This window comes from Mesorhizobium sp. M4B.F.Ca.ET.089.01.1.1, from assembly GCF_004022605.1.
Taxonomy (GTDB): Bacteria; Pseudomonadota; Alphaproteobacteria; order Rhizobiales; family Rhizobiaceae; genus Mesorhizobium; species Mesorhizobium abyssinicae.
Window position 1 is genome coordinate 1 of record NZ_RZOS01001184.1, and the last position, 620, is coordinate 620.

The 620-nt window shown below is 65.8% G+C and carries 1 pseudogene; it reads left to right on the top strand.

Going from position 1 to position 620, the window contains the following annotated elements:
• Positions 1–620, top strand: a pseudogene (locus EN780_RS36685) (MFS transporter); the annotation flags it as partial.

The following is a 620-nucleotide window of genomic DNA, read 5'->3' on the forward strand; positions in this document are numbered from 1 at the left end:
GGTCGCTGATCTTCTGGAAAAACCGGCCGCTCGGCCTGCTGGCCATGGCGATCATCAACAAGCCGCTGAAGAAGCTGCCGATCGCGGCAAAGCATCATCGCATCGACGCTCTCGGCGCGGCGCTGCTGATCGCGGCCACTGCCCTGCTGCTGCTGGCGCTGAACTGGGGCGGCAGCGCCTATCCGTGGCTGTCGCGTGAAATCCTCGGGCTGCTCGCCAGTTCGGCGGTTATCTGGGGCGCTTTTGCGCTGCGGCTCATGCGCGCCGACGAGCCGCTGATCTCGCTCGAGGTGCTCAGCAACCCGATCGTGCTGGCCGGCACCCTGTCCTTGTTCCTGCTGCAGGCCGCCAATATCGGCCTGGCGGTCTATCTGCCGGTCTACCTGCAGTCGATCGTCGGGCTTTCGGCCAGCGAATCGGGCATTGCGCTGCTCGGGCTGATGCTCGGCACCGTCGCCGGCGCCACGTTCAGCGGGCGCACGATACCCCGCTTCGTCCATTACAAGCGGATCGCCATGATCGGCGTGAGCTTCGCCATAGTCTGCCTCGGCGCGCTCAGCTTCGTCGCCGGGCATGCCTCCCTGCTCGTCGTTGAAATCCTGACGACCTGTGTCGGCCTC